The 2,534-nt window shown below is 65.3% G+C and carries 1 protein-coding gene and 1 pseudogene; both read left to right on the forward strand.

The window, feature by feature from the left end:
• Positions 1-115: 115 nt before the first annotated feature.
• Positions 116-975 (forward strand): annotated as a pseudogene (locus FCU66_RS40225) (tyrosine-type recombinase/integrase).
• A 10-nt stretch (positions 976-985) separates the two neighbouring features.
• On the forward strand, positions 986-2,173 hold the full coding sequence (locus tag FCU66_RS40230) for an IS91 family transposase (protein ID WP_136622820.1): 1,188 nt from the start codon (positions 986-988) through the stop codon (positions 2,171-2,173).
• Positions 2,174-2,534: the final 361 nt, after the last annotated feature.

A 2,534-nucleotide genomic window follows, 5' to 3' on the forward strand; every position in this document is an offset into this window, starting at 1 on the left:
AAATCTGATTGAACTAAACCGCTGCCGCGGTAGCTGATGCGCGGGTCTGGCCTGAGGAGGCCCCTGTCTGAGAAGATTTGGTGTCGAGCCAACCTTCCAGACAGGAGAACCCCAGATGGCCCAGATAAGCCCTCTGCGTCAGCGGATGATTGAAGATCTGACGATCCGCAATTTGTCACCGGAGACCCAGCGATCCTACGTGCATCACGTGGCGAAGTTCAGTCGATTTTTTGGACGATCACCCGATCAACTGGGATACGAAGAGGTGCGCGCCTATCAGGCCCACTTGGTGGGCCGAAGGGTCTCGTGGGCGCGTTGAACCAGACCGTTTGCGCCTTGCGTTTCTTCTACGGCGTGACGCTGGGTCGATCTGATCTGCCTGAGCGGATCGCTTACGCCCGGACGCCGCGCAAGTTGCCGGTCGTGCTGAGTGCCGATGAGGTGGTCGGCTTTCTGCAGGCCGTGAAGGGGACGAGGAACCGGGTCGCTCTGATGACCACCTATGCGGTGGGCTTACGCGCCGCGGAGGCGGCGCGTCTGCAGGTGAGCGACATCGATAGCAGCCGGATGGTCATTCGCATCGAGCAGGGCAAGGGCGGCAAGGACCGCTATGTAATGCTGTCGCCGCAGCTGCTGGAGATTTTGCGCGTCTATTGGCGGTTGACCAAGCCGGGGCGATGGCTATTTCCCCGGCGCGATGGCCGCGGCCCGATCCACCCGCAGACCTTGGGGATCGCCTGTCGAGCAGCCTGCGAGTTCCTGGGCGTTGAGAAGCGGGTGACGGTGCACACCCTTCGCCACAGCTTCGCCACCCACCTTTTGGAAGCCGGCACGGACATAAGGATCATTCAGGTGCTGCTGGGCCATCGCAGCCTGGCGACGACGACACTCTACGCCCAGGTCTCAACGGCTGTGATCGGCCGGACCGCCAGTCCCTTTGATCAGCTCCACATGGAGATCACGCCGCCCGGCTGAGCCCCGCGCCATGCGCCCGGATCTGGAAGTGGCGGATGTATTCCACCGTCACGGGGCTGATTATCGCCGCGACCATGCCGGCCATCTCGGGCGTGTCGAGCGCCGGGTCATGGCCGCGGTGGAAGCGTGCCGGACCGCGGCCCTGGGCGGTCACGCCGAACACTGCACCGACTGCGGCCTCGTGCGGCAAGCCTATAACTCCTGCCGCAACCGCCACTGCCCTAAGTGCCAGGGCCTAGCCCGCGCCCAGTGGCTGGCCGAGCGGCAGGCTGAGCTGCTGCCGGTCCCATACTTCCACGTGGTCTTCACCGTCCCGGCCCAGATCGCTGAGATCGCCTTCCAGAACAAGGCGGCGGTCTATGCGATCCTGTTCAAGGCCGCATCCGAAGCCTTGAGGGTGGCGGCGGCCGATCCCAGGCATCTGGGCGCCGAGATCGGCGTGGTCGCCGTGCTTCATACTTGGGGTCAAAATCTCCACCATCATCCGCATGTCCACTGCGTCGTGCCCGGCGGCGGCCTGTCGCTGGACGGCCAGCGCTGGGTGGCCTGCCGGTCGGGATTTTTCCTGCCCGTGCGGGTTCTGTCGCGCCTGTTCAGGCGGCTATTCCTGGAGCGCCTGCAGGACGCCTTCGACGCCGGCCAGCTTCGCTTCTTCAGCGATCTCGCCAGCCTGGCCGACCCTGCCACTTTCTGCGCCCAACTGGCTGGACTGAAGCGGATCGAATGGGTCGTCTACGCCAAGCCCCCGTTCGGCGGTCCCGAACAGCTCCTCGCCTATCTGGGCCGCTACACCCATCGCGTCGCCATCGCCAACAGCCGCCTCGTGAGCCTGGACCAGGGAAAGGTCAGCTTCCGATGGAAGGACTATCGCCACCACGACAAGTCCAAGCACAAGCTCATGACCTTAAGCGCCGACGAGTTTATCCGGCGCTTCCTGCTGCACGCCCTTCCAGACGGATTCCATCGCATCCGCCATTACGGCCTCCTCGCCAACGGCCACCGCGTCGCCAAACTCGCCCAGTGCCGTCTTCTTCTGGCGGCGCCCACGCCGCCGACGCCGGACCCGACCGCCGACTATCGCCAGCGTTACCGCTGTCTCACAGGGCGCTCCCTGGACATCTGTCCGGGCTGCGGCGGCGCCATGGCCTCGCTCGGCCCGATCCCGCGCAAGGCTCCCTCCTGGCCAAACACCTCATGACACGCCGCGCACCGACACGCTCGCACCGTCCATCCCGGCGTCTGCTACAGTCGCCGCCGGGGCCTTTGCGCGCCGCTAGTCAAAGTCGCAGCCTGGCTGTCGCCAGCAACGCTGCACCTCAGCGTCAACGACCCAATGGCGCCGTCTCTCGCGTCGCAGATGGTCCTGCATCGCGACGACGGGCGACTGCCCCGGAGCGATCGGCGAGCCCGCTCCGGCGCCTCGGACACACTGTCGAGCCCTAAATCCCCATAGCCCCGCCCGCCATCCCGCGGTTCAGTTCAATCAGGCTTCAATGTAGTCGCGACCCGTGCGCGCCCGCCCAATCGCGCCCGCGACTACACAGAACCCTCCAGATTCA

The sequence above is a fragment of the Mesorhizobium norvegicum genome, from assembly GCF_004919685.1.
Taxonomy (GTDB): Bacteria; Pseudomonadota; Alphaproteobacteria; order Rhizobiales; family Rhizobiaceae; genus Mesorhizobium; species Mesorhizobium norvegicum.

Bases quoted from the DNA above. Each gene is read 5' to 3' on its own strand.
- FCU66_RS40230 (WP_136622820.1), top strand. From the start codon at position 986: ATGCGCCCGGATCTGGAAGTGGCGGATGTATTCCACCGTCACGGGGCT.